Source organism: Sorangium sp. So ce726 (genome assembly GCF_051521405.1).
GTDB lineage: Bacteria > Myxococcota_A > Polyangia > Polyangiales > Polyangiaceae > Sorangium.
On record NZ_CP150349.1, the window covers coordinates 1,604,817 to 1,628,738 of the forward strand.

11 protein-coding genes, 1 tRNA gene and 1 pseudogene are annotated in these 23,922 nt (G+C 69.5%); 5 read left to right on the forward strand and 8 right to left on the reverse strand.

Annotated elements, in window-relative coordinates:
* Window positions 1–48: 48 nt before the first annotated feature.
* Complete coding sequence (locus WME79_RS06015; RefSeq protein WP_437533113.1) at window positions 49–3,435, reverse strand: POTRA domain-containing protein; 3,387 nt, start codon at window positions 3,433–3,435, stop codon at window positions 49–51.
* Between the two features lie 182 nt (window positions 3,436–3,617).
* Between WME79_RS06015 and WME79_RS06020 the strand changes: the two genes are divergently transcribed.
* A complete protein-coding gene (locus tag WME79_RS06020; protein WP_437533116.1) occupies window positions 3,618–4,421 on the forward strand; it encodes a phosphate/phosphite/phosphonate ABC transporter substrate-binding protein in 804 nt (267 codons plus the stop codon).
* Window positions 4,422–4,478: 57 nt separating this feature from the next.
* On the opposite strand, the gene WME79_RS06025 is transcribed toward WME79_RS06020, so the two are convergent.
* The 3 genes from WME79_RS06025 to WME79_RS06035 form a co-directional block, all read right to left on the reverse strand.
* On the reverse strand, window positions 4,479–8,903 hold the full coding sequence (locus tag WME79_RS06025) for a translocation/assembly module TamB domain-containing protein (protein ID WP_437533119.1): 4,425 nt from the start codon (window positions 8,901–8,903) through the stop codon (window positions 4,479–4,481).
* A 217-nt stretch (window positions 8,904–9,120) separates the two neighbouring features.
* Window positions 9,121–10,794 (reverse strand): energy-dependent translational throttle protein EttA, encoded by a 1,674-nt coding sequence (ettA, locus tag WME79_RS06030; RefSeq protein WP_437533122.1) that lies wholly within the window; start codon window positions 10,792–10,794, stop codon window positions 9,121–9,123.
* A gap of 363 nt (window positions 10,795–11,157) precedes the next feature.
* The gene (locus WME79_RS06035; RefSeq protein WP_437533125.1) at window positions 11,158–12,795 is read right to left on the reverse strand and encodes a lipopolysaccharide biosynthesis protein; all 1,638 of its coding nucleotides are present in this window, start codon (window positions 12,793–12,795) and stop codon (window positions 11,158–11,160) included.
* 87 nt (window positions 12,796–12,882) lie between these two features.
* On the opposite strand from WME79_RS06035, the gene WME79_RS06040 reads away from it, so the two are divergent.
* The 4 genes and pseudogenes from WME79_RS06040 to WME79_RS06055 form a co-directional block, all read left to right on the forward strand.
* Window positions 12,883–12,955, forward strand: a tRNA-Asn gene (locus WME79_RS06040).
* A gap of 319 nt (window positions 12,956–13,274) precedes the next feature.
* Complete coding sequence (locus WME79_RS06045; RefSeq protein ID WP_437533128.1) at window positions 13,275–14,207, forward strand: hypothetical protein; 933 nt, start codon at window positions 13,275–13,277, stop codon at window positions 14,205–14,207.
* A complete protein-coding gene (locus tag WME79_RS06050; RefSeq protein WP_437533130.1) occupies window positions 14,204–14,662 on the forward strand; it encodes a PIN domain-containing protein in 459 nt (152 codons plus the stop codon). Before WME79_RS06045 ends, WME79_RS06050 begins: the two co-directional genes overlap by 4 nt.
* Before the next feature lie 128 nt (window positions 14,663–14,790).
* A pseudogene (locus WME79_RS06055) lies at window positions 14,791–15,163 on the forward strand (ABC transporter ATP-binding protein); the annotation flags it as partial.
* A gap of 332 nt (window positions 15,164–15,495) precedes the next feature.
* On the opposite strand, the gene WME79_RS06060 reads toward WME79_RS06055, so the two are convergent.
* The 4 genes from WME79_RS06060 to WME79_RS06075 are packed head-to-tail and all read right to left on the reverse strand — an operon-like array spanning window position 15,496 to window position 23,922.
* Entirely contained in the window at window positions 15,496–16,275 is a 780-nt protein-coding gene (locus WME79_RS06060; protein WP_437533133.1) for an HNH endonuclease, read from the reverse strand.
* The gene (locus tag WME79_RS06065; protein ID WP_437533136.1) at window positions 16,272–17,507 is read right to left on the reverse strand and encodes a PDDEXK nuclease domain-containing protein; all 1,236 of its coding nucleotides are present in this window, start codon (window positions 17,505–17,507) and stop codon (window positions 16,272–16,274) included. Before WME79_RS06065 ends, WME79_RS06060 begins: the two co-directional genes overlap by 4 nt.
* Window positions 17,504–19,483 carry a hypothetical protein gene (locus WME79_RS06070; RefSeq protein WP_437533139.1) on the reverse strand — a complete coding sequence of 660 codons (1,980 nt, stop codon included), beginning with the start codon at window positions 19,481–19,483 and terminating at the stop codon, window positions 17,504–17,506. Before WME79_RS06070 ends, WME79_RS06065 begins: the two co-directional genes overlap by 4 nt.
* Window positions 19,480–23,922: an Eco57I restriction-modification methylase domain-containing protein gene (locus tag WME79_RS06075; RefSeq protein WP_437533141.1), complete on the reverse strand. Its 4,443-nt coding sequence runs from the start codon at window positions 23,920–23,922 to the stop codon at window positions 19,480–19,482. Before WME79_RS06075 ends, WME79_RS06070 begins: the two co-directional genes overlap by 4 nt.

Consider the following 23,922-nt stretch of genomic DNA (forward strand, 5'->3'; position numbering starts at 1 on the left):
CTCGTTATCATCATGCGTTGGGAGCCGCGTTGCGCGCGTCGCGGCCTGTCAAAAGAGCCCCACGGAGAAGTGGAGTGCACCGTCGATCTCGTCCAGCTCGTCGCGCGGATCCAGGTTGAAGCCGTAGTCGAAGGCGAGGGGGCCAATGGGCGTGTTCACCCGCAGGCCGGCGCCGAGCCCGTAACGCAAGAGCCGCGGATCGAGGTTGACGTTCTTCGCCCTGATCCAGAGGTTGCCCGCGTCGAGGAAGAGCCCGAGCTGGAGCAGATCCGTCAGCGGAATGCGCAGCTCGGCGCGGGGGTTCACCATCACCGTCCCGCCGCGCGGGATATCGTCGGTCGAGACCTGGGCGTCCCCGCCCAGCGCCTTCCTCGCCTCCTCGAGCCCGTCCTCCGGATAGAGCGACTCGGCCAGATGGGAACGGAGCGAGTCGACGCCGCCGAGGAAGAACAGGCGATCTGGATAAGTCCCGCTCTCGGCCACGAGCGGCTGAATATACCCTCCGGACAGGCTCAGGGCGAGGGTGAGCCGCGACCGCGGCGCGAGGGGGATATAGCCCGACACGCGGCCCGTGAATCGCAGGAAGTGGCTCTCGGGGAAGTTCGATTGGGTCCGGACCGAGGCGAAGGCGTCGAAGGCGTCGACGTGCTCGACGCCGCCGGAGAGGAGGAAGCCCCGGGTCGCGGCGAAGGGGGTATCCCGCGTGTCCCAGGACGCGTCGAGCCGCTGCGCCAGGGCGATCGTCTCGCCCTCGGGCATGCGCAGCTGGTCGAGGATATCCCGCTTGTCGGCGCCGACGGCGCCCGGGAAGAATCCGACTTTGTTCAGCTCGGTCGACAGGGCGAGCTGCGTCGTCACGGCGCGCCGCGGGCGGTAGGTGATCGCGGGGATGATCGCCGTCTTCGTGACGCCGAAATCCAGCTGGTTGTCGCGCACGTTGATGCCCGCGAGCGACATGCTGACGAGCGGGCCGAGGCCGATGTCCGGGAGCGTGACCGAGACCGCGATGCGGCGCTCCAGCTGGTCGTCGACCTGGAGCTCCTCGTAGTGGCGGCTCGCCGCCTTGTCCACGATCATGAACTCGAACAGGTAGCTGAGCTGGACGCCCATCGTGAGGCCGATGGCGCGGCCGCCGATGTTGCGGTGTCCGTACTCGAAGGCGAGGCGTGCGCCCTCGCCGGTCGAGAACCCGATCTGCGGGTTGAGGTACTGCGGCAGCTGCTCGACCACGTGGATGACGACCCGCTTGTTCTTCTGCGGGACGTCGGGATCCTCGAGCGAGATCGACACGCTGGAGAAGGGGCCGAGCGTGGCGATGCGCTCCTCGCTCAGGCGGGCCTGCGACTGGCGGAACGGCGCGCCCTCGCGGAGCAGCACGCGGCGGAGGATCAGCTGCTCGTCGGTCCGGACGGCGCCCTTGACGACGATGCCGGTGACGAACACCCGATCTCGCTCCGAGACGATGAACCGCGCGCGGGCGCGCGTGCGGTCGGGCGAGGGCTCGATGGCCGTGCGGACCTCGGCGAACGCGTAGCCCAGGTCGCGGTAAGCATCCATGATGCGCAGCCGCGCGGCGTCGAGCGCGAGCGTCGAGAGGGGCTGTCCGACCTTCAGATCAGCGAGGTCGCTGAGCCAGCGCTCGCTGAACGGCCGCTCCTCGGCGCAGAGGGCGCGGTCGCGCTCGGTCAGGCCGGCCTGGCCGCAGAATCCCTTGTTCCCCTCGAAGGCGAGATCGTAGAGCTCGGTCTGCGGGCCGGGATGGACCGGAATGCGGAGCGTCACCTCGGGGGCGCACGCGAGGTGCCGGGCGGCGTCGGGGCGGCACGTGAGGGCGGCGGGGACGGGCGGCTCGGGGAGGGGGAGCCCTTGCGCGTCGGTGAGGCACTGGGCCGTGACGCGCTCGGCGACCGGCTCGGGGATGCAGGCGCCCGGCGGGGAGCGGCGCGAGCAGGTGGCGCGGAGCACGGAGACCGGGCCGACGACGGCGTTCAGGTAGCCCTTGCTGAAGTAGAGATCGCGAAGGTGCTTGAGGGCGCGCTCGTAGGTCTCCTGCGCGTACGTCATCGAGGGGATGAGCTCGACAGGCCTGGCCCGGCCGCCGGCGCCACGGGTCGGGCCGAAGAGGTCCGAGATGCCTCGCGGGTCGGGCATCGCGAAGGCGTTGGCGCCGGGCAGGTCCTCCTCGAGGAAGCTCTCGATCTCGCGGCCGAGGTCGTCCGGGCTGAGGTCGCCCGTGAGGCAAGGGAAGACGCGCTTGGTGACGCGCACTTGCTCGTGCTCGCGGACGGTGAACGTCAGGTAACGGACCGGATCCTCGGGCTTGCCGCCCAGCGAGGGGGTGACCTCGGCGTCGAGGAAGCCGCGCGTGACGTAGAACGCGCGGAGCCGATCGGTGAGATCGTTCGTCTTCGTCTCGGTCGTCTCGCCGAGGTCGAGCGCGGCCTCGAGGGCGTCGTCGTCGAAGGTGCGGTTGCCGTCGAAGACGGGGACGATGCGCGCGCCGGGCTCGAGGTAGACGTAGAGGTAGTTGTGCGGGCCGACCGCGAGCACGCGGTGGGAGACCTCGGCCTCGTGAAAGCCGCTCCGGCGGAGCAGCTCGGCCATCTCACGGTCGGCCTCGGCGAGGGCGGGCTCGTCGACGCGGGCGCCGACGCCGAGGCCGTAGCTCTGCTTGAGCGAGCCGAGCTCCCGGTCCGCGCGCGGCGCCACGACGAAGACGCGCTCGGAGACGACGCGCGGCGCGCCGGCCTCGATGTTGAGGGCGAGGACGACCTGGGAGGGCTCGTCGGTGTCGACGGCGCGGATCGTGACGGCGGCCGCGGGGTAGCCATGAAGCGCGTAGAACGCGCGGATGCGGGGGCTGATCTCGGCCAGCGTGGCCGCGGTGATCTCGCCGCCCTCGGCGATGCCGGCGGCCTCGAGGGTGTCCTGCCGGTCGAGCGCGCCGCCGGTGATCTGGACGGTGGCGATGCTCCGGCGGGGGACGACGACGATCCGGAGCGCGGCGCCGTCCGGCACGGCGTACGCCTCGGCCGACGCGCGGGCGAAGTTGCCGGAGGCGAGCAACTCGCGCATGGCGCGGCGCGCGGCGTCGGGGCTGAGCGGCTCGCCGAGGTCGACGCTGGTGACCGGCGAGACGATCTGCCATCGGTCGCCCTGCGCGGCGACATCGATGCGGACGATCGGCTTGCCGACGAGCTCTCCGAGGGCCAGCGGCTGGCCGAGCGACGGCACGTCGGTGGCCTGGGTGCCGGCCTCGCCCGCTGGCACGGCCTGTGCCGAAGGGTCAACAGGGGCGAGGTTGGCCTGACCGGGGTTGAGGTTGGCCTGAGCCGGACGTGCGGGGGTCGGGTCGGCGTGCGCCGGGACGGCGATCGCGCCGAGCGGCAAAAAGCCGAGCAGAAGGGGAATGAGGGCGGAACGGAAGCGAGCCATCAGGCGCGGAGCGCCGGGGGACGAAACTGAAATGAACCGGCGCCGGCGTGCACGACGGACGCAGCGTAGCCCGGTTGGGCGCTGGATGGGCAAGAGGCCGCCCGCGAGGCGCCGATGTGCGAGACGCGGGGCTCTCGGCGGGCAGAGCTCGTGCTAGCGTCGCCGCCCGTGCGAGGCACCGGATGAAGGACCTGGCGATGCTCGTCGGCGCCGTGGCGCATGACGCCAAGGTGGTGACGCTGTGGGAGAGCCTGCGCGAGCACTTCCGCGAACATGGAATCCTGATTGATTTCGCGCTGTTCTCTACGTACGAGCGCCAGGTCGAGTCGCTGATCCGCGGGCACATCGACGTCGCCTGGAACAGCGCCGTCGCGCACGTGCGGGTGAAGCGGCAGACCGAGGGCCGGTCCCGCTCGCTCGCGATGCGCGAGATCGATCGCGACTTCCACAGCAAGCTCCTCGTCCGCCGCGACGCCGCCGTCGGGGCGCTCAGCGATCTGGAGGGCAAGGCGCTCGCTGTCGGGAGCGTCGACTCGGCGCACGCGCGCATCCTGCCGCTCCACTTCCTCCGGCAGGCGGGCGTGGCCGTGGAGAAGATCCAGCTCATGCCGTTCGATGTGGACGTCGGCAAGCACGGGGACACCGCGACGAGCGAGGTCCAGGCGCTCGCGGCGCTGCACGAGGGCAAGGCGCAGGCGGCGGCGGTCGGGGACGCGGTGTGGCTCGCCGAGCAGGCGAACGGCCACATCGATCTCCGCCGGGTCGACGTCCTCTGGACCACGCCGGCCTACGATTTCGCGATGTTCGACGCGCTGCCGGCGCTGCCCGAGGCGAAGGCCGAGGCGTTCCAGCGCGCGCTGCTCGGCATGACCTGGAAGAACCCGAAGCACCGGCGCATCTTCGAGCTCATGGGCCACAAGCAGTGGGTCTCCGGCCGCGACGACCGGTACGGCGCCCTCGACGCGGCGCTCGCCGCGGCCACCTGACGGCCGCGGATCGAGCGTCACGCGAACGTCACTCGAGCTCGAGCCGCGGCTCGAACGTCACTCGAACTCGAGCCGCCACCTCAGGTCGGCGCCCACGTTGCCGAGCGGCGAGCTCGAGGCGTCGTTCGTGTTGTCGTACGACCCCTGGAGGCTCATCCGGTCGCTGAGCTTCACCTCGACGCCCGCGCGCACCTGGCTGCCCTGCGAGAGCCCCGTCGTCACGTTGGCGCGCACCGCGTCCGTGATGCGCTTGCCGATCGTCACCGTCGGCTCCGGGGCGCCGTTCTTGGACGAGTAGCCGGTGCCGAAGCGGAACTCGTCGATGAGGGGGACCATCGTCTTCACCGCCTTGTCGGCGCCCGTCAGCGACGAGAGCGCCTCGAGGCCCATGGTCTCGCCGAGCGACGACACGACGCCCTGGTTGAGCTCGGCGCGCGTCATGCCGAGCGTCAGCAGCAGGACGATGTCCTCCTGGCTGAGCGGCGGATCGCTCGTCAGGTTGAGCTGGAGGTTGTCGGCGTCGCCCTGGGCGTGCAGCTTGATGCGCCAGAGCCCGCTGGAGTTTGCGCTGCTGCCCGCGGCCGCGGCCGTCGGCGCCGCGGGCTCCGCGCCCGACGTCGCGTCCGCCGCGGCAGAGCTCGTCGACGTGTAGCGGCGGTACTCGCTCTCGGCGCGCACGTCGACCTTGGGCGCGATGCGGAACGGATCGTCGAAGCGGACGTAGCCGTCCCGGACCTCGAACTCGGTGCTCCGCAGCATGAGCTTCGAGTCGGGCAGGATGCGCAGCGTGCCGCGCGCGCCGAAGCGCTGGTTCGTGCCCGAGAGCGCGAGCCCGGGCTGCGAGACCTCGAGCCGCATGTCGGCGAGATCGTTCGAGAAGCGGAGCGGGTTCGGCGAGGCGACGGTGACGTCGAACCGGACCACGTCGTCCGCGGGGTCGTACGTCTGCACCGTCGTCCGCTGGCGCCCCGTGAGATCGCCGAGGTCCATGCTCATCAGGATGGGCCGCGTGTAGCTGAACGACGTGAGCGTGATCTTCCCCTCGACCCGCGGCAGGTTCTTCTCCCCCGACGCGTCGTCCTCGACGCCGGGCCTGAAGCTCGCCGTCAGGTTGGCGTTCGCGGTGAGGTTCACCCCCTCCGCGACCGGCAGCTTCACGCCGGTCGCCACGATGGAGGCCTGCGCCGTGCCGAGGGTCAGGCCGCGCACCGGCATGTGCCCCACCGCGGTCACCGTGCCCGTGCCGACCCGCGCGCTCGCCTTCGTGAGGCGCACCTGGTCGCCGCCGATCGCGATCTCCACGTCGATGTCGTCGAGCGAGACCGGCAGGCCGACCACGTCGAGCTCTCCCTCCTTGAGCGTCGCCGAGCCCGTGTAGCGCAGCCCCTGGAGCGGTCCGGCCACCTGGACCTCGGCCTGCACCGTGCCCCGCGCGTGCCGGATCTGCGGGATGTCGGCGCTGAGCCGCGACAGGTTCGTCGGGCTGACCCGGATCGCCATGTCGAGGTCCGGCGCCGTGAACACCCGCTTGATCTCGCCGGACGCCGTGAACGCGGCGGACAGGCGCGAGGCGGTGTGCGCCTCGAGGTGGAGCTCCGGCACCTTCAGCGTGTTGCCCGAGAGGCGGATCGGGCCGCTCGGGCTCGTGAGGTGGACCCCCTGGCCCTCCCGATCGAGCTTGAGCGCGTCGACCGTGAGCGTGAGCGCCGCCTGCCGGAAATCGGCCAGGGGGAGCCGCTCGATGTCGAGCGACCCGGTCATCGTGCCCTTCGGCGCCACCGCGAGCACGGCGCCCGGGATCGCGTTCGCGAGCGTGCCGAGGTCGAGCGCCTCCATGCGCACGTCCCCGTCCACGATCTTGCGCCGCTGGCGCGTGACGCGGAGCCCCTTCAGCGCGACCTGCCCGCCGAACAGCGAGCCGTTCGCGACGATGGATCCGTCGGGGAGGTCGCGCTCGTACTCCGCCGGATCGAACGGCGCGCCCTGGGGGTTGCCGCAGATCGGCGTCCTGCCGACGACCTTCGGCGCCTTGTCGGTCGGCACGATCGTGAGCTCGACCCGCGAGGGCGGCAGGCTCGCGTGGGTGCGGCGGATGCCGACGCGCGAGACGTGGACGTCCGCGAAGCCGGAGAGCCTGCTCACGGTGCCGCCCAGGCTGGCGACGACCGACACCGAGCCGTCGAACTGCGAGGCCGCCGCCCCGAGCCCGTCGATCCGCGAGAGCGGGAGGCCGCTCGCGATGACGCTCCCCTTCAGCGCGCCGCCGTGCGCCACAGAGGCGCTCGCCAGCACGGAGCCCGTGCCCTTGCGCAGCGACGCCGAGCGGACGTCGAGCCGCATGCCGTCGGCGCCGGCGGCCTGGTCGTCCCAGATCATGTCAAGGTCGACCTCGCCCTCGTCGAAGCGTTCGTCGAGCAGCTCGATGCCGGTGAGCCGCATGCCCGCGTTCACGGCGAGGTAGCCGCCGCCGCAGCGGTCTTCGGGGCCGCCGAGCGCGAAGTGGGCGCGGGCCGTCCCGCTCGCGGTCGCCTTGTACGCGGCGAACCGCGGATCCTTGTCGAGGCGGAGCACCTCGAGGAGGTCGCGCGCGGCGAGGTGCGGCGCCTCGCGCGTGTCGACGGTCGCGTCCACGACGACGATCCCTGACGAGCTGTCGAGCGGGCGACCCTTGGGCAGGTTGCCGGCCGGGTCGAAATCGACCTTGATCGACGGGATCCGGACGCGGCTCGCCCCGTGCCGGACCCGCGCGTTCTCGAGCGTCAGGGCGAGCGGCTCGAACGCGACCGGCGAGGGCTCGAGGTCGCCGATGGGGAAGCCCCCGAACACGAACTTCTCGATGCCGATCTCGCCGGTGAGCTTCGGGTGCGCAAAGGAGCCGTGCATCGCGGCCTTCATCGTGGCGACGCCGGCGAGCTCGAGCGCGGCGAGCGGGGAGACCTCGGCGAGGTCCACGCGCGAGCCCGGGTGGACCTCGACCCCGAGCTGGTCGTTGAAGCCGAGCGAGACGGTGGTCCTGAGGTGCGAGCTCGGCGTGTCGAGCGAGAACCCCGAGAGCACGACGGCGTTTGGACGCACCTGGAACGAGCCGCGGACCGTGCCCTCCTTGACGCCCATCAGGCGCTTGCGGGCAGGGTCCTTCGTCGGGCGATCGAAGATGTCGAAGCCGTGCGTCTGCACGGCGAGCGGGCCCTCGAGGGAGAGCGGGGACAGCGTGCCGCCGAAGCGATCGAACCTCCCCTCGCGCAGCGTCCACGCGACGTGCGCCTGCGGGTGGACCGCGAGGTCGCGGAGCAGACCCGGCAGCTCGATGTTGGCGAGGTCGATCGGCCCGGCCTGGAGCGGCACGCCCTTCTCGAACGGCTTGATCTCCGCGCTCGAGATCTTCAGCGTGCCGTCGGCCCAGGCGACGTCGGCGTCGGAGAGCTGCACGGCGTCGGGGGTCGTCGAGACCTTGCCCGCGAGGCGCGTGACGAAGACCCTGCCGTCGAGGCCCGGGCGGTCGAGCAGGAGCGTGCCCTTGACGCGGGGGAGCGCCAGGCCGAGCGGCGCGGACGCCGCGTCGTACTCCGCGTCGACGTCGAGCGAGACCGAGCCGGACGCGGGCGGCAGGTTCAGGAAGCGATGCACGATCGGCACGGGGAGGCGCGCCCGCACGCGGCCCTCGATCCGGTGGGGCATGCCGTCGCCGAGGCCGACGGCGCGGAGGGCGCCGAGCTCGAGCTCCACCCGGCGCCAGTCGCCGTCCTGGAGCGCGCAGGGCGGCGCGGTGCCGGGATCCGGGTCGAAGTCGGCGGCGCCCTCCAGGATCAGCCGGCGGACGAGCGCGCGGCCCGGCTCGACGCGGACGCGCGTGTCGAAGCGGCAGACGACGTCCTCGTCGACGCTGTCCTCCTCGGCCTCGTGGCCGGGCGCCGCGTGCGTGCGGACGACCGAGACGAGGCCGGAGCGCATCGCGATCTCGAACGCGTCCGACGGCTCGGCGGAGACGTCGACGTCGACCTCGCTGGCCTGGACGCGGACGTTGTCGATCGTCAGGTCGAGCCGCGCGTCGGTGATGGCCACCGAGGAGAGCGGCGCGCGGCCAAGGCCGCCCCCTCCGCCCTTGCCGGTGCTCGGGAGGGTGAGGTTCTTGAGCTCCCCGTCCTTCACCACCGCGCGGACGCGGGGGCCGATGATCTCGACGTCGCCTGCGTCGATGTGCCCCGCGAGCAGCGAGAACAGGCGCGGGCGGATGGCCACGCGCTCGAGCTCGAGGAACGGCGCGCCGCCGTCCGAGGAGTCGACGACGAGCCGGTTCAGGCCGACCATGAGGGGCCAGGCCTGGACGCGCACGTCGTAGTGGGCCGTGATGCCGAGCTCGCTCTGGAGCAGCGCGGCCGTCTCGCGCGCCGCCCAGGCCCGCACCGTCTCGGTGCGCACGAGGAAGCCGAGCGCGAGCGGGATCGCGCCGATCATCGCGAACACGGCGCACAAAACGCGCACGGCGAGGCGCCCCCAGTCCCTGCGGGCGCTCGGCGGGGAGCCCTTTCTCCTCGTGCCGTGCATCGGGGCGCAGCTTAGCTGAAGAGCGGTCGGACGCTTACGTGGGTGGGGTGATCCTGTGCCTGGAAAATACCGGTGTGTGCGCGTCGCACCCGACCGGAAACGTGCTCCAGGGTGGAACGCCGCGGGGGCGCCGTGCGAGGCGCGTCGGGCCGGGTCAGCCCGCGGTGAGCTTGCGGTAGCGGAGCTTGCGGGGCTCGGCCGCGTCGGCGCCGAGGCGGCGCTTCAGGTCGGCCTCGTAGTCGGCGTAGTTGCCCTCGAACCAGACGACCTTGCTGTCGCCCTCGAAGGCGAGGATGTGGGTCGCGATCCGGTCGAGGAACCAGCGGTCGTGGCTGATGACCACGGCGCAGCCGGCGAAGTTGAGCAGCGCCTCCTCGAGCGAGCGGAGCGTGTCGACGTCGAGGTCGTTGGTGGGCTCGTCGAGCAGGAGGACGTTGCCGCCGCGGCGGAGCAGCTTGGCGAGGTGGAGGCGGTTGCGCTCGCCGCCCGAGAGATCGCGGACCTTCTTCTGCTGGTCGCTGCCGGCGAAGTTGAAGCTCGCGACGTAGGCGCGCGAGTTGACCTCGCGCTTGCCGACGAGGAGGCGATCCTCGCCGCCGGAGATCTCCTGCCAGACGTTGTTGGTCGGGTTGAGCGCGTCGCGCGACTGGTCGACGTACGCGAGCTCCACGGTCTCGCCGAGCTTGAGCGCGCCGCCGTCGGGCTGCTCGAGGCCCATGATCATGCGGAAGAGCGTGGTCTTGCCGGCGCCGTTCGGCCCGATGATGCCGACGATGCCGCCGCGCGGGAGCGAGAAGCTGAGGTCGTCGATGAGGACGCGATCGCCGAAGCCCTTGCGGAGGTGCTCGGCCTCGACGACCACGTTCCCGAGCCGCTGGCCGGCGGGGATGTGGATCTCGTTCTCCTCGACCTTCTTCGACCTGTCCTCGGCGAGCAGGGTCTCGTAGGCGGCGAGGCGGGCCTTGCTCTTGGCCTGGCGGGCGCGCGGGGCCAGGCGCACCCACTCGAGCTCGCGCTCCAGGGTGCGCTTGCGCGCGCTCTCCTGCTTCTGCTCGAGCTCGAGGCGCTTCTTCTTCTGCTCGAGCCAGCCGGTGTAGTTGCCCTCGTACGGGATGCCGGCGCCGCGGTCGAGCTCGAGGATCCAGCCGGCGACGTTGTCGAGGAAGTACCGGTCGTGGGTGACCGCGACGACGGTGCCGGGGTACTCGTGGAGGAAGCGCTCGAGCCAGGCGACGCTCTCGGCGTCGAGGTGGTTGGTCGGCTCGTCGAGCAGCAGGATGTCCGGCTTCTCGAGGAGGAGCCTGCAGAGGGCGACGCGGCGGCGCTCGCCGCCGGAGAGCTTGGTGACGTCGGCGTCGGGCGGCGGCAGCCGGAGGGCGTCCATGGCGCGCTCGACGACGCGGTCGATCTCCCAGCCGTTCGCGGCCTCGATCTTGTCCTGGAGCGCGGCGTACTCCTCGAGGAGCGCCTCCATGTCGGGGGGCGACTCGCCGAGCTTCGCGCCGATCTCCTCGAAGCGCTGGACGAGGGAGCGGACGTCGTGGACCGCCATCTCGACGTGCTCCTGCACGGTCTTGCCCGCCTCGAGCTGCGGCTCCTGGGCGAGGTAGCCGATGCGGATGCCGTCGGCGGGCTTCGCTTCGCCGAGGTACTCCTTGTCGACGCCCGCCATGATGCGCAGCAGGGTGCTCTTGCCGGCGCCGTTCGAGCCGAGGACGCCGATCTTCGCGCCCGGGTAGAAGGAGAGCCACAGGCCCTTCAGCACCTCCTTGTTCGGGGGGTGCACCTTCCGGACATCCTGCATCGTGAAGATGAATTGAGGGGCCACGTCTTCGCCTGTCTGTGCGTGCCCGGCGCGCAGTGGGGCCCCGCTCGGCCTTCGAGCGGGCGCGGCGCTGGCCGGGCTGGGGGGAGAGGCCGTATGCGAGATCGCCGGCTGACGGTCAAGAGGGCGCGGAAGCAGCTGTAGGCGGGCGCGCAGGGCGCGCGTCAGGACGGACGCGGGCGGGCGCGCGCGGCGGTGAGGTGCGGGGCGAGCTGCCGCGATCGGGGAGAGATTTCAACGCAAAGGCGCCAAGAGCGCAAAGACGCAAAAATGCATAAAATCTGTTCTTTTTTGCGCCTTTGCGCCTTTGCGCCTTTGCGTTGAAATCTCTCCCCGGATCACCGGCCGGACTCCTGACGGGCGGAGCTAGGCGCGCCGCGCGCCGCGCCCGAACGCCTGCTTGAGGGCGGCGAGGTCCTCGCGGCCGACCTCGCGCGTGGCGACGAGCACCGCGAGGTACACGAGGGCGACGAGGAGCGCCTCGCCGAGCACGGCGATCTTGCCGAGCCACGGGAGCTGCGCGCCCACGGCGATCGCGGCGAGCAGCGCGGCGCCGACGCGGAGCGCCGTCCGGGCGGGGACGAAGCCACCGGCGGCGCGGTGGAGCAGGACGCCGCCGGCGACCGCGGCGGTGGCGAGCGCGAGCGAGGTGGCGACGGCGGAGCGCACCAGCATGTCGGGGCCGAACGCGGCGCGCGGGACGGCGATCGAGCAGCCGGTGGCGACGAGCAGGACGGTGGTGGCGGTGAGGGCGGCGGCCGCGCGCTCCCGGTGCAGGCTGGTGAGCGCGGCCGAGGCGACGCCGAGGACGGCGAACGCGCCCATGCCGAGGGAGAGGATGCGGAGCGTGTCGCCGCCGCGGCTCCAGATCTCGACCGGGAAGGCGAAGCGCAGGACGTGCGGGGCGAGGCCCGAGATCGGGGCGCAGAGGAGCCCGGTGAGCAGGAACGAGAGGCGGACGCCGGTCATGGCGTACCGGCGGACCGCGGCGCGGTCGTGCTCGGCGTGCGCGCGGGCGAGCATCGGGAAGAGGATGAACGTGACCGAGAGGAGCAGCTGGTACGGCAGGAACGCGAAGAGCTGCGCGCCGCGGTAGACGCCGATGAGATCGTCCGCAGCTTTCGCGCCGAGCGTGAGCCCGCTCGTGGCCTGCCCGAGGAAGCGGCGGAGGAGGAAGAAGTCGGTCTGGAGCAGGAGGTTCAGGAACGTCTGCGAGACGGCGAGCGGCAGGAGGAAGGCGGCGTGCTCGCGGATCGAGGGGCCGGCGCTGCCGCGGCGGCCAAGGCCGGTCCTGGTGAGCGCGAGGGGGACGATGACGGCGGCCGCGGCGACGAAGCCGGCGATCGCGCCGAGGACGCCGCTCTGGCCCGCGCGGAGGAAGAGCAGGGCGAAGGTGGCGATGCTCGCGGTGCGGAGCGCTCCGTAGCCGACGTCGAAGGCGGCCTGCGTGACGAAGCGCCGCTGGCCGTTGAGCGCGCCGACGAGCGGGGCGTAGAGGCCGTAGAGGAGGACGACGGCGGCGGCGAGCCGCAGCGGGTTGGCGACGTGCGGGGCCTCGGAGAAGTCGGCGATGGCGCCGGCGAGGAGCGCGAAGCCGGCGGAGACGACGACGGCGAGGATGGCGTGCAGGGCGAGCGTGCGGCGGAAGGCGGCGGCGACGTCCTGCTCCGCGACGCTGGAGACGGCGCGCGAGACGCCCTGGATGCCGGTCGCGACGATGACGTTGTTGACGACGCCGACGCCCGCGAGGACGACGGAGACCGCGCCGTAGCCGTCGGTGCCGAGCAGCCGCGGGAGGATGAGCTGCTGGACGAAGCCGAAGAGGATGAAGGAGACCTTGGCGCCGGCGATGGCGAGGCCGCCGCGGCCGGCGGAGCGGGCGGTGGCGGCGGGGGCCGGAGCGTCCGGCGGCTGCGGCGGGAAGGGCACGGCGGCGCGCTGCACGGCGGCGTTGTCGCAGAAGCACGCCGGGCGGGCAATCTCGCGCGGAGCGGGCGAGCACACCGGGGCGTCACGTAAACTTCAGCGGCGGTGCGGATTCGCTTGACGGGAAGGCCTCGCCGACTATCCTCGCGCCCGTCTCCAACGCATTCCAGCTTAGCTCAGTTGGTAGAGCAGGCGGCTGTTAACCGCCGGGTCGCTGGTTCGAGTCCAGCAGCTGGAGCTATTTCGCCGAGGCGCCCTGGTCTGGGTGCCAGGCCGACAAGAGGCCTTGCCAGAAAACCTGGCAAGGCCTCTTTGTTTTTTCCGCAGCTCACGCAGCGCGCACGCGGAACCCAGGAGATCGCGCAGAGCCAGACGGGGCGCGTGACGAGCCACAAGGTTTGGCCCACGGAGAGCCGAGACCGAGCGGTGCTCTTGGGTTCACGGTGAACGGCTCCTCGCTCTGGGGTTCACAGCTCCTCCTCCTCTCCTTGCCGGTCCCGCCCGCACACCGGAAGATAGAGAGGATAGAGAGGGAGGCCGCGATGAAGAAGCACACCATGACACTGCTGGGAGGGATGCGCGGCGAGCTTCGCGTTCCGGCAGACGTGCTTCTCGAGACGGTCGGCGCGCTGATCGAGGGGGCCCGCCAGGCGACGCGCTTCGTCGTCGAGGGCGAGAGCACGCGCAAGGGGCCGCGACCCGCGTGGCTCGATGTGGCTTGTCGCGTGGAAATCACGGGGCTGACCGCTGGTTCCGCCGTCGTGGCGCTCGAGGCTCCGACGCTGGCCGACGTGGCGCCCGAGCGCTTTGGAGGCGCGCATCAAGTCTCGCTGTTCGTCGAGGCGCAGCGGCTGATCGAGACGAGCAGCTCGGCCGTGGACATCTTCGCGGGGGTGCTCGCGAGCGTCGTGAGGGGCGACCGAGATCGCGTGCTCGCCGACCGCGCGCTGCTCGACACCTGCGTCCGGTTCGCTCGGGCTGCGCGTGACGGCTTTCATGGCGTACAGCTCGAAGGCATTGCTGGGCTCGACGCCCCCCTCGTCGTGCGACTCGACGATGTGGGCAAGATCGAGCTCCTTCGCGACGAGACCCCGGATCCCAAGGCCGTCCGTGTGACCGGCACGCTGGACACGATCTCCGCGACGAAGTCAGACGTCATGCTCACGCTGGCCGATGGCACTGCCGTGGCTGCCCGGCTCGACGCCCGCGACAACGAGCAGCTCAAGACCCTGTTCGGCTCGCGGGTGGTGGTTTCGGGCATGGCCCAGTTCCGTCCCTCCGGCAAGCTCCTGGTCATCGACGTCGAGTATCTCGGCCCTGCGCGCGCTGGTGACACCGTGTTCGAGAGCGCGCCAAAAGCTACTGCCAGGAAGCCCGTGGCCTCCTGGGTGCCGCAGGACGAGGCCACTGGCGTGTCGGCGTTCTTCGGCACATGGCCCGGGGACGAGACCGATGAGGAGCTGCTCGGCGCGCTCGAGGCGATCCGGTGAGCCAGCGGATCTACCTGCTCGACACGAGCGTGATTCTGCCGCTGGTGCGCGGTAACGCGCTGGGTCGGTACATCGACGAGCGCTTCGGCCTGCGGTCCGCTGCGCAACGTCCGCTCGTGTCCGTGGTCAGCCTCGGCGAGGTGCGCGCGCTCGCGCTGCGCAACGCCTGGGGCGACGCCAAGCTCCAGGCGCTCTCGAATGCGCTCGATAACCTGGTTGTCGTGGACATCAATCATCCAGCCGTCCTCGAGGCGTACGTGCAGCTCGACCTGGTCTCGCAGCGCCATCCCGACGGCGCCCGCAACATGGGAAAGAACGATCTGTGGATCGCGGCCTGCGCCAAGGCTGCCGGCGCGACGCTGCTCACCACGGACGATGACTTCTCCCACCTGATCCCCGAGCACCTTGATGGCGAGGTCATCGCTCCCACGATGGCATCGTCATCGCTGACGTGAGGTCTGCTGAAGGTACGGACGACGCCGAGCGAGCCGCGGAGCTGAGCGAGCCCCTCCGACCTCATCGGGTTCACTGAGCCGGCGCGGGCTCGGAGCGCGCCCGTGCAGCGCACACGGCATCTCGCATATTCACCGCGCTCGAGAACGGGATGCCGCCCGCCTGGGGCGACGAAGGCTTCCCTTCGTCGACCATGAAGGAGCGCGCGGCCGAGCTGCTCGGAGCGATGGGGCTCGCCGACCGAATGAACTTCAGGGCGACTGCGCTCTCGGGCGGCCAGCAGCAACGCGTGGCTGTCGCGCCGACCGCCGCTCGTCCTCGCCGACGAGCCGACGGGGAACCTCGACACCGAGTCGTCGGCCGAGGTCTTCGCGTTGATGCGCCGATTCAACCGCGAGCTCGGCACGACGTTCCTCGTCGTCACCCACGATCCGCGCATCGCGGAGCAGTGCGAACGCGTGATCGAGATCGTCGACGGTCGCATCGCCAATGACCGCGCGTGACGGTCATCCAGGCGTCGCACCGAGACGCTGCCCGGCGCCTCGCGAGCCGCTCCTGGAGCTAGCGGACGAGACGCGAGGCCTCGTTTCCGCGTGCATTCGGCGCTCGGCGAGCACGACGCGCGCGTGAACAGTGTTCGCGCACAGCGCGCTGCGGGCGCGAAGGAAGGTGTACCGAGGCGTCCTGGGCGGTGTTCGCGCCCTCTGGTCTGTCGTCTGGAGAGAGAGCAGCCGAGAGCGTTCAACAGCGGATGGCCTTCGGGCGGGACGGAGCCGCTGACCTGTCACCAACTCGCCACCGGCCAAACGAGGGCGAATTGAAGAGCTCGCCAGCGTCACCCCGCTCCATTCCTGTTGAATATCCGGTCACGGTGCCACGGCAGATACGTGCGGTGGCCATCCGCCAGCCCGCGCGCGCGAAGCGGCCGGTCGAGCCCCAGCGTCGTGCACGCTTCGGCGTCGAGCGCGTGGCTCACGACGATCGCCCCGTCGTCCGCCACAGTGATGAAGCCGCGGTCGAACGCGGCATCGAGGTGCGGCGCGAGCAGGATTCCGTTGTAGACATCGAGCCGCTCGGCATCCGCCTCGCAGTCAGCCCACGGCTTGATGTGGCTCGCGCGCAGGAGCGCGGGCACGGCAAGCCCCGTCACGGCGCAGCGCCCCTCCCACAGGTCCAGGAGCCCTTCGCGGAACAGATTCTGGCCAACACGCTGGACCACGAGGCGCTCGGCCTCCGTGGTCTTTGGCAGCGCGGCGACCTGCTTCGCGAACGTGTGAAGGAGCTCGTTCGGAAGTGCCTTCGAGAGCTGGAATGCGCGCCGCAGGAGCCGATGCAGCGCGGGCACGTCGGGCACGGTCCGCCCGGCGACGGCGCCCTTCGGCATCGGCGCGGCCATCGGCGTGCCGTACTCGCCAAGCGCACGGGCGACGTTCTGCTGCGAGAACGCGGCGAGGAAGAGGGCGTCGCCAAACGCACCGAGCCACACGCGGAGCGGGCAATGTGTGCTGGCGAAGACGAGCCAGTGGCCCTCGCGTTCGAGCTCTTGGTCGAAGCCGTTGTCCGTGGCTGCCTTCTCGAGGCGCGAGACGATGATGGGCGACAGAGCTGTCGTCACTTCTTCCGTCCCTTGCGCTTGACCGTCGCGGTGCGCGTCGGGGCCACGTCGATCACGGCATCGACGCCGGCGCCCAAGACGAGCCGGTTCCGCGCCGCTTCGATGGCACGGTGCAGCCGTTCCTCGAGCACCTCACGAGGAGGCAGCTCGGTCAGGTACTCGGCGACATGGACGCCCCGCGTGTCGAGGTCCAGGTACTCGACCGTCTCGCGCTTCTTGCCTGCGCACAGGATGATGCCGAGCGGGGCCTGCTCGTAGGGCTGGCGCTCGTGGCGGTCGAGCCAGCGCAGGTACAGCTCCATCTGACCGGAGTCGGCAGGCTTGAAGTCGCCGATCTTCAGCTCGATGGCGACGAGCCGCTGCATGCGCCGGTGGAAGAACAGGAGGTCGAGGTAGTAGTCGTCGCCGTCGAGCGTGATGCGCTTCTGCCGCTCGACGAAGGCGAAGCCCGCCCCCAGCTCGAGGAGAAAGCGCTCGATCTCGCGGAGGATCGCCGACTCGAGGTCCTTCTCGCTGTATGTGTCCGCAAGCTCGAGGAAGTCGAGCATGTACGGGTCGCGGAACACGAGCGCCGGTGAGAGTTCGCCTTTCTCGTGCAGCGCGGCCAGTTCCTCGCGGATCAGCGCCTCCGGCTTCTTGGAGAGCGCTGTGCGCTCGAAGAGCATGCCGTCGATGCGCTCGGCGAGGACGCGCGTCGACCACCCTTCCACCCGGCACATCTCGGCGTAGAAGGTGCGCTTCAGCTCGTCCTCCATGTAGATGAGCTGCTTGAAGTGGCTCCACGACAATTGTCTCCGCAGCGCGGAGACCATCTCCGCACTGGGGAACGCGCGCGCGAACCGGATCATGTGCCGCAGGCTCTTCTCGCCGAAGCCGCGCCCGTAGCGCGCCTCCAATTGTCTCCCCGCTGCGGAGACAATCTGGGCGCCGTACGCCGCGCGGCGCTCTTCGAGCACCTCCGTGTGGACGCGCTGGCCGATCTGCCAGTAGAGCCCCGTCAGCGCGGCGTTCGCAGTGACCGACACCTGCTTGCGCGCGGCGTCGATCATCGCGCCGATGTCGCCCACGAGCACCGCCACGTCGGCATCGAGCTGGGCGCCGGACACGGGGGCCTCCTTCTCGACGGCGGCGCCCGGCGATTGTCGCAGCGGCGCTGCGACTTTCTTCGAGCGGCCCGTCTTGGGCTTCTTGGTCGGGCGCGGCGGTCGCCCAGCCGCCTTGCGCGAGTTCATGACTCCTCGTCGTCGGACGCGTCGTGTGAAGACGGCGTTGCCCGTGCGAGCAGGTTCTCGATGCGGCGCTTGAGGAGCAAGTCTTCGTCGCTGGCGCGCGAGAGCTTCAGGATGCGCGTGGGAGGTTCTCGAAGCGGCTCGGGCGGTGGCGTGGTCGTCGTGATGATGACCTGAAGTCCAGTTGCGTTGCGGCAGACTTCGTCCACGAGAGTTAGGAAGCGGTTGTAGAGATGCGGGCTCATCTCTCGCTCTCGCGGGCAGTCGAGGATCAACAGTCCGGGATGCGCGCCTCCGCCGCTGTTTGCCCCGTCCTCCGCGCACGCAAGGTCGCCGAGCAGAATCTCCAAGACCGTGTACGCGTCCCCGTCGGCGCCGAGCATCTGGAACGGGCGCTTCTCGTCCGAGGGGACGTAGCGACCATTCACGCCGAACTCCTTGGCGAGCCTGGCCATTCGCGCGCTGACCTGTTGCTCGCGTTCGGACAGCTGCTGCTGCGCGGAGACCTTCGCCCCTTTGGCGGCTTCGAGCTTCTTTTCGAGATCGACGACCGCAGTGCGCGCGGCCCGCAACTTCTCCGTCTCAGGAGCCTGGTGGCTTTCCTGCCACTGCATGAGGGTCCGACGAACCGCATCGCCTTCACCAAGCTGACGCAACCGCGCTTCGATCGCGTTGTTGAGGTCCGTCTTGCGCTTGGTCTTCTTCTGTTGGGCGTCCGTCAAGTCGGCAAGTACCTTCGCTCCCCGCTCGTAGTCGGCCTTCTCGTTTGCCTCGCGGTCGTCCTGCTCGTCGACCGCCTTCGAAAGGACCCCGATGTCACGTTGCACCGTGAGCTTCACCGTGTCGCGCTGTTCCTGGACGTGACGGCACTCGTTGTAGGCTACGCCTCCGTATTGGCAGGTCCCCGACAGGGTGAGAAGTTTGTCGCGTCGCTCGCGGATCTCCTTCAGCGCCTTCTCATCCTTGTTCCGAAGGGCCACCGTCTCGTCCCACCTATCTTTCGTCAACTGGACGATGGGCCTTCGCGCTTGGATTTCGGCTGCGAGCTCGATGAACTCGCGATCCAGCGCAGCGATCGCCGTGCGGTCTTCTTCGTTCTTGGCCTCGATCTGCCGCGTCTTGCGCTGAATCTCCTTCTCGACCGAGTCCGCGAACAGGTCATCCGTGACCATCTGGAGCGAGTTGCTCACGCCGGCCCACGTACGGAGCTGCGTCTCGACGATGCCGCGAGTATTCGTGCCGCGCTGCTCCTCGCTTCTGAGCGTATCGCGGGCCGTCGAGAGGTCGTTGTTGATGCTCGAGACCCTCTCCTCGGCCTTCGCCTCCGCGTCAGTGGGAAGCCCGAGAACGAGTCGCACCAGGGCTGGTGGGTCCTTCACCTTGCGGCGCAGTCCGGTCCCGTCGTCGTTTCGCCACTCGAAGTACTGGCGCAGGCCCAACGCTTGGTCACGGGCAACCCAACACAGGACATGGGCCCACTCAACGGCCTGTCCGGTGACCGGCAGCGCGCGCGTCGGCATGTGCTGAAGGCAGGCCCGCTCTCCCAGTGCGGTCACGTAGGCTGCGAAGTCGATCGCATCGACCTTCGCGTTCTCCTTGAATAGGTTCTCCACGCTGCCGTTCTTGAGAGCGAGGCTCTGGGAGCCGAACGAGCGGAAGACCGCGAACCGCTCCGCACCGGCGACCAACTCGACGGCGATGCCGCCGCTACCGTAGTGTTCCGCGAGATGCCCGCGCATCGTCTTGACCGCCGCGCCCTCGTCCCCTAGCACGGCGCGGAGCATGAGCGAGAACGTGCTCTTGCCGACGCCGTGGCCAGCACGCTCCACCTCCGCCGTCCCGTCGGCGGCTGCCAGCTCTTCAGCCCAGACGATGTTGAGCCCTGCGTGCAGTCGAACGTCTCGGATGAACTTGAGCGGCGAGCGGGACTCGACGATCACGAGACGTTCGACGTGAAGACGCGGAGCCTGATTGGTCATGCGCGCTTGGCCTTTCCGGCCGGAGGTTTCTCGGCGGCCGGCGTAGTGCTGGCTCCCCGCTCAGCACGCTCGAGCGCCGTGTGCATGACGCTCGCGATCTTGGCCAGCGTCGGCGTCTGCGGAAGCCAGTTGGGAATCGAGCTTTCCGCGCGCAGGCGCACGATGCCCTTCGCATCACGCGTGATGGCCTTCTCGTTCTCGAGCGCATCGAGCAGCTTGGTCGCTTGGCTGTCTGCTGTGCCCTCAGCGAGGAGCGGGTCCGAGTCGCGAACACGCTCGAAGTCGGCGAGCGCCGAGCCCTCAAGCCACGAGGCGGCGTGTTTCGAGTCCTGGAGCCAGAGAAGCGCTCGAGAGAGCGTCCCCGACGAGATACCCGCCTCGCCGCTGCGGCTAATTAGCGTGAAGAGCAGGCCGGTGCGAAGCGCCTCGGCGTAGTCCTTCGGCGTGCCGTCGGGAGAGAACGTGCCGTGGCTCGCGCCCGGCGCCGCCGGAAGCGGGTCGAGGGGTGTGCGGTACGGCTTCCCCGTCTGCGCGGCGTTGGCCAGCTCATCGTAGACCTCGAGGATGACGCGCTTGGTTCGATACTCGCCATGGGCCTTCTCGTCGTTCTTGCGGACGATCGGGAAGGTGTCCATCACGTAGTCGACGTCATCGCGTGACAGCCCATAGAGGTGAAAGAACGCCGCGTCGAGTTCGCAGCGAATCTGGAACCGCCGTTCTGCATCCCAGCGGAATGGAGTGCCTGCATAGCCTAGGTCGCGGGCGAAGGGCTCCAAGTCCCATGCGGTGTAAGTGAGTTCGAGGATGCGTGGAACGAGCCACTCCTGAACCGTCCCCAGTCCCCATCGAGTCGTCGCTGCGTACGTGGATGGGGGAAGGACAGGCAACTGCTTCATGATAAAGTAGTTGAGATTGACGCCAGCGAGCTTCTGTCGCGTCCCGTAGTCGAGTGCGTAGCTCGACATGTTCGCCAAGAGATTCGCGGCGAGAAGAGGTTGCTTCTCGGGCAGTGCGAGAAAGAACGAGTCTCCCGTGGCCGCCCGCGGAATGACACACGCGACCAGCGTGCGGACACTGGACCGAGCATCGGTTACGCGTCGCCAGCCAAGCACCCACGATCGATTCCAAGCGGAGTCTAGACGCTCGGAGACCTCCTGCACCTCCACCCAGTAGCGGGGGGACGTCAGGTAGTGCGCGCGACCGAGCAAGTCATCCGGGACTTGCGGCAAGATGTGCTCACGCTCACCAGGAGTCAACAGCGCGAAATCACCGAAGCGGTGGTTCCACAGGTAAAGCATCTTGGACTCGAGTAGGGGCAGATACTCCTTGGACCCTACGAAGTAGCGCCCTGCGTCCAGAATGCCGCCGTCTCGTTCGAGTTCCTTTCGAGATCGGAACAGCCCTGAGTCGTTCGCCATATGGAGCATCGCAGCGAAGCGAATGCCCCACTGGTTCTCGCTGTTTCCCTCGGAGTCACGCCAGAACACGCCGACCCGTCGATAGAGCGCGACGTTGATTTCGGCGTCGCGCTGGGACCGGAAGACCGGACATGTGTTTGTGTTCGGATTCAGTAGATGAATGTCCTCGTTCGTGAGTTTGTAGACACGGTCAGGGTTACGCAGGAGCGCCGGGTCCCTGATGAACGCGGAAAAATCGGGAGCTGCGACCCGCTGCCCCGAGAGAACGAGCAAACAGAAGTTTACTCGATGGTCGATGCCCGCGAACAAGCGAGCCTCGTTCTCGAAGCCATAGAATGCTGCGAGATGCTGCTTGTTCATTAGGTCGGCGAAGAAGTCCTTGGTCGTGTCGTCGGTTGCGATGCCGGTCGGCACGATGAACCCGGCACGTCCAGACGCGCTGAGTACAGTTCGGTCGTGCTCCGCGAAGACCGCGTACGTATTCACGTCTCCCTTGCCACAAAGGGGGAAACGGCCGGAGTTGCGGATGACGTGGCTCTCGCCCTCTGCCCTGCGGCTCGCGGCGCTCCACTCCTCCCACAATTGGGCATCACTGTCCGGCAGCTTTGCGATCAGCTTCTTGCGTGCTGCGGCGTTCACGGCGTTCGCGATCTCCTCGCTGCGCGACGCGAAGAACTCCTGCTCCTGCAGCTTCACGCGCTCCCACGGCGGGTTGCCGAGGATGACGTCGAAGCCGCCCTTTGCGAACACCTGCGGGAACTGCAGGTGCCAGTGGAAGAACCGGTACTGGTCCGCGAACTCGCCGACCGTGGACGTGGTGAGCGCGGGCGCCTGGCCCTGGCTATCGCGAATCTGTCGCCACAGCTCATTCGTCGGCGCGGCGTCCGCAAGATCGCCGGGCTGCTTCGGCCACACGAAGGCAGCACACCACGCGTCCGCCACGAACTTCTGGTGGCGGTACTCGGGCGATCCAAGGATGCCGTCCCACCGTTCTTCCTTCTTCGCCAACGCTTCGACGTTCGCGTCACTCGCAGCGTCGAGTTCGGCGACGGCGCGCGTGACGGCGTGGGCCCCGATGTCGGTCGGTTTCGACCACAGGGTTTCGAGCGAGCGTTGTCCCTCCGCGGCCTTCTTATTCCGCTTCTTGAGCGCGCTCGCGGTCTTCTTGTCGTCGCCCTCGATGGCGTCCCATGCGGCGTCGGGAATGCCCTTCGCCATCAGCGCGGGCGTCGTGCCGAGGAGCGCATTACCGTGCTGGATGTGCGAGTTGAGGAACGTCAGCGGGAGCCCTGGCTCTACGGCCTCCATCCACAGACCGACCTTACAAAGCTCGACGGCCATCGGGTTCAGGTCGACGCCGAAGATGCAGTGGCCGACGACCTGTCGGAGCGCGTGCCGGTACTCGCCAGCCGACGGCGTGCCGTTGGCCTGAAGGCGCGCGACGTGCGCCGCAAGCCTGCGCGCGGCGGCGAGGAGGAAGTGTCCTGAGCCACACGCCGGGTCGACGATCGACAGGCCCAGCAACGCCTCACTCGGATTCGCCGGGTTCTTGGCGATGGTGTCGGCGATGACGGGCTCGAGCGCGCTGTCGAGCAGCACCTGCACGAGGCTGTCGGGCGTGTAGTAGCTGCCGGTCGTCTTGCGCGCATTGCCCTTGGTCTCGCCGCCGGTCGCGAACGCGAATTGGCGCCCGTCCTTGGCGATCTGCGGGACGAGCTCGAGGAGGCTCTCGTAGACGCTGCCCAGCTCCTCGGGGCCCATATCGCGCCAGTTGACGCGCGAGAGGCTTCCATCCTCGCGGAGCCACGCGAGCTTGAACACCGCGAGCAGGAGCGCCCGGTTCTCGAGCTTGCTGGAGTCGAGCGCAGTGCACTGGTTCGCCGCGAAAATGCCCGCGAGCGCCGGCAGGCCGAGGCGCGGCTCGCCGGTCGCGAGCCCGCGACACACCACCTTGGTTGCATCCCAGAGGTCCGAGAAGCGGTCGTGGGCGCTGCGCTTCACGGAGCGCTCGCGAAGGCGCCGGATGCCGTAGCCGTTGGCGTAGAGGGCTTTGGCGGCGTCGCTCGTGCCGTCGGGGTGAAGCAGCCCGCGTTCCTCGACCGTGAGGAGAAAGATGAGCCGGTAGACGAGCCGGAGGAGCTGGTTGAAGTAGTCCTTCACTGACAGCGTGCCGTTCTGGAAGTCGGCGCGCAGGGCCTGGTTCTCAGCGTGCGAAAGGAAGCCCTGACCGAGCGCGGCGAGCGCTTCCTCGACACCGCGACGCAGGTGCTCGCGGGCGCGCGTGCCCTCTTCGCGGCCGGCGTTGCGCCACGCCTCCAGTGCGCAGTCCGTGACCGGCTGGCCCTCACGGCCGAAGCGGGTCTCGTGGCAGAGGAGCCAGAGCGCAGCGAAGTCGGCGTAGCGCGCCTCCGTGAAGATGCGCTGGAGGTCGGCTTCGATCCGCGCCGGGCGCGTGAGACTCGCGTTGTCGCGCACGATGCGCAGCGAGGCGCCATCGCTGGCGATACCCCAGAGGGCACCCTCCTGCGCGTTCAGGTACTCCTGCGCGAGGCCGAATGCGCTCCGCCTGCGGCTGCCATCGCCGAACACCGAGGCGGGCGTATCGAGCCCGCTGTCGGCCGGAGCGATGACCACGGGCACGCGCCCACCCAGCGCCGCTTGGCCGATGGGGTAAGTCCGCTCCGCAAGGAGGGCCGGTTTGACCGTCGCCAGCGACGTGAAGCCGAAGGCGTCGCGGAGGAGCGCGAGAACGAAGCGCTCGGACACCGCCTTCGGGTCGGCTTTCGCGTCACGCCCCGACTTGAAGTCGGCCCAGTGCGCCTGGGCGATGCGCCAGTAGCGGCCAATCTCGTCGCGAAGGTTGAGCCCCTTGTGGATGCGGTAGTCCGCCTCGGCTTGGGTGCCCGCTTGGAGCTGAGCGACCTTCGAGAGCCACTCGGGTGACAGGAGGCCACCCTCGATCGACAGGGCTTCGAAGGCGAGCTGGGCCTCGCGCGCTCGGGTCTTTCGCTTTGCTGCCAT

Coding starts and splice junctions, on each gene's coding strand:
- WME79_RS06015 (WP_437533113.1), bottom strand. CDS start 3,435: ATGGCTCGCTTCCGTTCCGCCCTCATTCCCCTTCTGCTCGGCTTTTTG.
- WME79_RS06020 (WP_437533116.1), top strand. CDS start 3,618: ATGAAGGACCTGGCGATGCTCGTCGGCGCCGTGGCGCATGACGCCAAG.
- WME79_RS06045 (WP_437533128.1), top strand. CDS start 13,275: ATGACACTGCTGGGAGGGATGCGCGGCGAGCTTCGCGTTCCGGCAGAC.
- WME79_RS06065 (WP_437533136.1), bottom strand. CDS start 17,507: ATGAACTCGCGCAAGGCGGCTGGGCGACCGCCGCGCCCGACCAAGAAG.
- WME79_RS06070 (WP_437533139.1), bottom strand. CDS start 19,483: ATGACCAATCAGGCTCCGCGTCTTCACGTCGAACGTCTCGTGATCGTC.
- WME79_RS06075 (WP_437533141.1), bottom strand. CDS start 23,922: ATGGCAGCAAAGCGAAAGACCCGAGCGCGCGAGGCCCAGCTCGCCTTC.